The sequence below is a fragment of the Psychrobacter sp. TPE 89C genome, from assembly GCF_055522395.1.
The window spans coordinates 1-5,940 of the sequence record NZ_JBVFXW010000082.1 but is presented as its reverse complement, the minus strand read 5'-3'; the positions used below and the strand labels follow the sequence as shown (position 1 = coordinate 5,940).

Annotated in this window: 6 protein-coding genes; 4 read left to right on the top strand and 2 right to left on the bottom strand. The window is 36.6% G+C overall.

Features of this window, described 5'->3' with window-relative positions; genetic code table 11:
* Nucleotides 1–614 precede the first annotated feature (614 nt).
* From ACZW67_RS13965 to ACZW67_RS13955, 3 genes are all read left to right on the top strand, one after another.
* Complete coding sequence (locus ACZW67_RS13965; protein WP_465183756.1) at nt 615–935, top strand: hypothetical protein; 321 nt, start codon at nt 615–617, stop codon at nt 933–935.
* A gap of 390 nt (nt 936–1,325) precedes the next feature.
* The gene (locus ACZW67_RS13960; protein WP_465183755.1) at nt 1,326–1,754 is read left to right on the top strand and encodes a helix-turn-helix domain-containing protein; all 429 of its coding nucleotides are present in this window, start codon (nt 1,326–1,328) and stop codon (nt 1,752–1,754) included.
* A complete protein-coding gene (locus ACZW67_RS13955) occupies nt 1,744–2,481 on the top strand; it encodes a hypothetical protein (RefSeq protein ID WP_465183754.1) in 738 nt (245 codons plus the stop codon). The genes ACZW67_RS13960 and ACZW67_RS13955 overlap by 11 nt, the downstream gene beginning before the upstream one ends.
* An 18-nt stretch (nt 2,482–2,499) precedes the next feature.
* On the opposite strand, the gene ACZW67_RS13950 is transcribed toward ACZW67_RS13955, so the two are convergent.
* A complete protein-coding gene (locus tag ACZW67_RS13950; protein WP_465183753.1) occupies nt 2,500–2,892 on the bottom strand; it encodes a hypothetical protein in 393 nt (130 codons plus the stop codon).
* A 201-nt stretch (nt 2,893–3,093) separates the two neighbouring features.
* Between ACZW67_RS13950 and mobQ the strand changes: the two genes are divergently transcribed.
* Nucleotides 3,094–4,764, top strand: coding sequence for a MobQ family relaxase (gene mobQ, locus ACZW67_RS13945; protein ID WP_465183752.1), 1,671 nt, complete (start codon nt 3,094–3,096; stop codon nt 4,762–4,764).
* A 13-nt stretch (nt 4,765–4,777) separates the two neighbouring features.
* On the opposite strand, the gene ACZW67_RS13940 is transcribed toward mobQ, so the two are convergent.
* On the bottom strand, nt 4,778–5,707 hold the full coding sequence (locus ACZW67_RS13940; RefSeq protein WP_465183751.1) for a replication initiation protein: 930 nt from the start codon (nt 5,705–5,707) through the stop codon (nt 4,778–4,780).
* Nucleotides 5,708–5,940: the final 233 nt, after the last annotated feature.

Here is a 5,940-nt window from a genome sequence, read left to right as displayed (position 1 = left end):
TGTTTTCTCACATCATTTTGTGTTTTCTCACATCATTTTGTGTTTTCTCACATCATTTTGTGTTTTTTAAGCTTGTAAGTTATTGATTTTATTGATGTAAAACCTCTCTTAAACAGGATTAAACAGGACCAAACAGGATTAAATAAAAACCATAGAAAATATGGAAATTAAAAAAATTGAAAATGAGAAAGTAATAAAAAGCTGTAATAGACTAAATTTATATTTCAATATGATAAAGCGCATATTTGCGTTCTAAGCACCCTTCTACCTCATTGTTATGAATCGTCCATAATATCAATTAAGATGCACCCAGCGGCATCCTGTGGCTTTCTAGCCATATAGCCGATTGCTACTTCCAATAATATATGCTTAAATAAAATCAGTGTTTGGTAGATGCAAAAAAAAAGAGCTACCGTTTAGGGCAGCTCTCTTCTTTTTAATTAAATATCAAACACTATAAAGTACGGAAAAACCGTAGATACTAATGTTAGATAATTAATACCTGAGAAATATAAATTACTACATTTGATGTATGTTCTCAAGTTAAGTCGCATGATTAACTTTGAACTCACGGTTTTTCCTACTATTTTAATTTAACTTAATAGGAAAAAATTATGAGAAATCATATGGCACTACCGAAGGCTTCCACTCATAAGGGCTATATTTTGTATAGTCTTTTAAAAGGTAAGCACTTACGCAATAAGGGGCTCTTCCACGATATAGACACTTGCTTCTCAGGTTCTAGAATATCAGAGCTACGTGGAGATGGTTGGGATATATCTGATAAGTATATGCACATGACTACCAAAGAAAACAAAGAGGTTCGAGTTAAAGAGTATTTCATTAAACCTAGTCAGATACTTAGCTATAAAAAGTTTGAGAGTATTATTAGATTTATTGAGTTATGCGATAGGATTTATCAGAAATCAGCTTAGAAACTAGTCGATAAGAGTCATATTGACTAGTATATAATAAGAAAACGCCCACTATTGCTAGTGAGCGTTTTTGCTCTGCCGTTACTACCTTTATCCGTGAGGACAGCCGACGGTAGGACAGAATAGAAATCTATTGATTCATATAACTAGAGAAAGACTAAGCCGTTACTACCTTTATCCGTGAGGACAGCCGACGGTAGGACAAAGTACAAAACTACTTCTCTTAGCTAATATAGATCTTATTTTGTATCTCCTATTAATCTTTAAAAAGACTAACAGCAGTACTTAATACATAATCTATTCTACATTAGGCTTTACTATAGTAAAGAGTCAATATGACCTACTATATGTATATACATATCGTGTATATACTAGAATTTTGGAAAAAAAATGAAAAACAACGCTAAAAGTAGTCCAATAGCTGATAAATGGGGCGCTAGAGCTTCATCCTTGGGGTGGGTCGCCATTCCTACATTGCTATTATTTTCACAAAGAGAGCTCAAAATTACATCTGCGGAAATGAATGTTTTGCTAAACCTTATTGTTCATTGGTGGGACAAGTCTGAGATCCCCTTTCCCTCTCAAGCAGCTATCGTCTATAGGACAGGACTTTCTTTAAAAACGGTGCAAAGAGCTTTAACTAGCTTAGAGAAAAAAAACTTAATTATTAAAACAGCAACTTCTCGTTCAGATCCTATTACTAGAGGACGTACAATGTACGATTTATCTCCTCTAGTGGATGAGTTAGATAAGGTTTCAGTCAAAGTGCTAGAAGGTTTAAAGGAAAGAAAAAACATGGTGATAAATAATGCAAATTGATGAATTAATACTTTCCATATCTACACATAGATTGTCGACATATAAACGTCTTTTTAATGAGATTGTATATGAGCCTTCTAAATATGATGAGCACTCTAAGGTGCTTTTTTATCTAGAAATTCAATCTATTTACTCTCACTTTTTCATACCTATGCAAACATTAGAGATAGTCCTGAGAAACAGGATTCATCACTTTCAAAGTGAACATTGGGGTACTAGCAGCTGGTTTAAGAAGCTAATTGCTGAAGATTGTGCTACGGATCCAACTAAAAATGCTTTCGCTACAGCTAAGAAAAATATAGTGAAAGATCTAAGAGAGAAGGGGATTTCGGATCGTGGACCATATCCTTCAGATTTTGTTGGTAAGTTGAACTTCGGTTTTTGGGTTGAGTTACTACAAGTTGACTATAGGTCCACTTCATTTTGGCAGTTTTATGGCTTAAAAGTGTTCCCTAATAAGCAAAAAGTTAAGCTTGGCGAAATGTATGACTTACTTCATAGGATACAAGGAGTCAGAAATAGGCTGTATCACTACGAACCTTTATGGGACACAACAAAGGGCTTTAAAAATATAACTGATTTCTGTAACACATTAGAAGATACTTACTATCTTGTAATTCGACTAATAGGCTATTTATCTTTAGAGCATAAAGAGCAACTTGAGGATCATATATTCTTTTTCGACTTAGAGATAAAGGATTTTAAGAAGAAGTATCAAAAACCCTGATATTGATTGTTTTAGTAGCTAGAAGTATTCAGAAAATAATTCTTTGTCGCTAGGTCGTACTAAGAAACTATCTAGCCCTTTAGCTACTTCATCTTTATCTAATATCCCATCTGCTACCCATTTTTCAAGCATGGCTCCAAGCAAGATTTTTCGCTTACTATCCTGCTTACGATTGAGCTTATTACTAGCCAACTGCTTTCGTTGCCTAATGGCTTGTATTCGATTTTCATTTTGAGTGATATATGTATCGAGCTTATCGAGATGATCTATCATCTCAGTCAGCCATTTATTCTTCTTTGGATTATCTTTCTTAACAGCAGACCGAACCGATCTCACCTCAGCCAATAAACTATCACGGTCAACCAACATCTTAGCTAACTGCTCTTCTAATTCCTTCTGTATTTTAGACACCTAACTTACTCCTTCCCTTGTATAAAACCTAAAAATAGCAGCATAAATAAGGTACAAGGGCGCACTTATGCAAACTATGATAAACTCCCCTTAACGGTGAGCTTATCATAGTTTGCGTGCGGCAAAGGGAAATCCCCCTGCACCCCCTAAAAACCAAAACATTTTTCTGCTGAAAAATGATAAGGAATGAATCAGTAAGTTATGGCGATCTATCACTTATCAGTCAAAACATTCTCACGCAGCAACGGTCAATCTGCTACCGCAGCTGTGGCTTATCGTGCCGGTGCAAAAATTCATTGCGACCATGAAAGGCGTGACCATGACTATTCAAAAAAACATGACGTTTTACACAGTGAGATATTTTTGCCACCCAATGCACCCAGTTGGGCAACTGACCGTCAGCAACTTTGGAATGAGGTAGAGAGAGCCGAAAAACGCAAAAATAGTACGGTAGCAAGAGAGTTTGAGGTAGCGTTACCGAATGAACTCAATGAAGAACAGCGTATTGCACTGGTGCAAGACTTCGCCAAGCAGATCGTAGCAAGACACGGCTGTGCTGTAGATGCTCATTTGCATGATGATAAAGGGTCGTATAAGAGTAAAGAGAACCAACACGCACACATCATGCTAACGACAAGGCGATTAGAGCCAGAAGGTTTTACTAAGAAAACTCGTGAGCTAGACGAAAAGAAAAGCGGTGAGGTGGTCTATTGGCGTGAACAATGGGCGAAGACTGCTAATGAGCATTTGCGTGAATATGGAATAGAGATTGACCATAGAAGTCTGAAAGATCAAGGCTTAGAGCGTGAGCCAACTATTAAAATGGGCGTGGCTGCTAGTGCATTAGAGCGTAAAGGCGTCAAAACAGACCGTGGCGACATCAATCGTGAAGTAGCCAAATATAATAAAGTGCTAGAAACCAATAGTAATGAGAAAATTAACGATATTTTAAGCAAACAGCTTAAACAAGCAACCGAACTTCATAACAAGCTACAGTTTATCAAACGTAGGCTACCCGAAGTCAAAAGAGACATTGTTGAAAAACAGCCTAAGCTATACCAAGCCTTTGATGATCTAGGAATACCAACGGCTGAACCGATTAGGAGTGTTGACCATGAGCAAGAACGAGAAAGAATCGAGCCAGTTAGTGAGCGAGTGGATAGATCGCCAAGCCCTGAGAGCCATTCAAATGAGCGAGGACGAGAATTACCGCCAGTTGGTAGCGTCAAGAGCAACGAATTGGGGCAAAGACATAACAGCGAAGTCCGACCTGCGGATCAAGCAAGCACAAGCACCGCACCTAGAGATATAATAGAACGCCCACAGCAGCCCATAGAGCCAGTTCAACAGCCAAAAGCGCCACAAGAAGCCGTTAAAATACCTACAGCGCCAAATCAAGCTGATGAGATAGACGAAAAGCGGCTAATAGTTAAGGATTTTGTGCATAGATGGAAGGAAATGGCGAAGCAAATACATAGAAGCCAGTTAGATGCGCTACAAGCACAAGCTAAGCCTATCTATGCTGAAATAGAGCGACTAAAAGATAATGAACCATGGAATCCCTTTAAGACAAAGGCGTGGCAAGCTGAGTTGGATAATAAAGTAGCTCAGTATAACGAGGTTAAATCATCGTTTGATGATTTAAAAAATCAGGGCGTAACCGCAGAGCTTATACGAGCAGTTCATGCAGATGAGCACCGTAAAAACCCCACGGAATACCAGAGTATTAGTGCCATGGAAGATGAAATAATGGCGCATGATCAAGAGCAAGTTGAGGTATTAAGAGAACAGCGCCAACAGCAGTTGGTGCTGCAACGCCAACAACGTCAAGAAATGAAGGTAGATGAAATGGATAAGGATATAGATTTATAACAGAATAAATGAACTATCTTCCTTGCTTAACCTTTGGTAGATATGCCTCAAGACCTTTGTTTTTCTTGTTAAAACTTTCTGGCTCTCGCTGTGTGATATTTATCATTTCACGCTTAAATATGTCTGTATTCATTTTGCCCTCATAGCTTAGCGAGGGGTGGTCATTATAATCATTCATAAATTGCACATTATTAACGATTGATTCGATGGTATCTTGTGACAATACTCCACTTTTATTTGCTAGCTTAGCTAAAGTCTTTTTATGAAACTTTAGCGTTAAACTAACGTAAGTGCGCTTAACTTTTCTATATTCAACACTGATCTTATAGTTAGTATTTTCATTAATTTCACTAATAGCAGTTTCTATTACACGCTCTCTAAGCTGACCAAACTGTTTGTACTTATCTTTTACGCCCATAATATAACGGAAGTCATCGAGATCTAACTGTTTACTATATTGATACTGGTTAACCCACATAACAATTAGTTCATATAATCTTATCGCATGAATACTTGATAACTCTGTTATTTCGATTAATTTGTATTTAGTAAAATTAGCTTTTAACTGTGTTAGATAAGGCAAGATATCTTCAGCAAATGCTAAAGTTACCTCGCTACTATCAGGATTAAATAAAACACTGCTAACAAAGCGGGTACGCATCCACTTGTCTCCTTCTAGCTTTATCGTCACCTCTCTATCGAAAAGCCTATTACTTGCTTGCTCTAAATCTCTAAATGCATTGTCTTGAGACTTACCTTTATAAAATAAGTCCTTCATTTCTTGCACAGTAACAGTGAATTTTGTTTGCTTCGATATATCAGCTGTATCTGATCTGCTATCGATTTGGCTAATACAAGCTAATAACAACTCCTTTTCTTTTGTTGTCATTGTGTAAGTTGCTATAACCAAGTCATTAGATTTTACTACCAAATTATCTTTCATATTTATAAGCATCCCTTACCTATACTATTTTCTTCTTCACATCATTTTGTGTTTTTGACTCGACTAACTTAATAACACTAACATAAATATCATGTTAAAACACTTGTTTTTTTAATTGTGTTTTCTCACATCATTTTATGTTTTCTCACATCATTTTGTGTTTTCTCACATCATTTTGTGTTTTCTCACATCATTTTGTGTTTTTTAAGCTTGTAAGTTATTGATTTTATTGA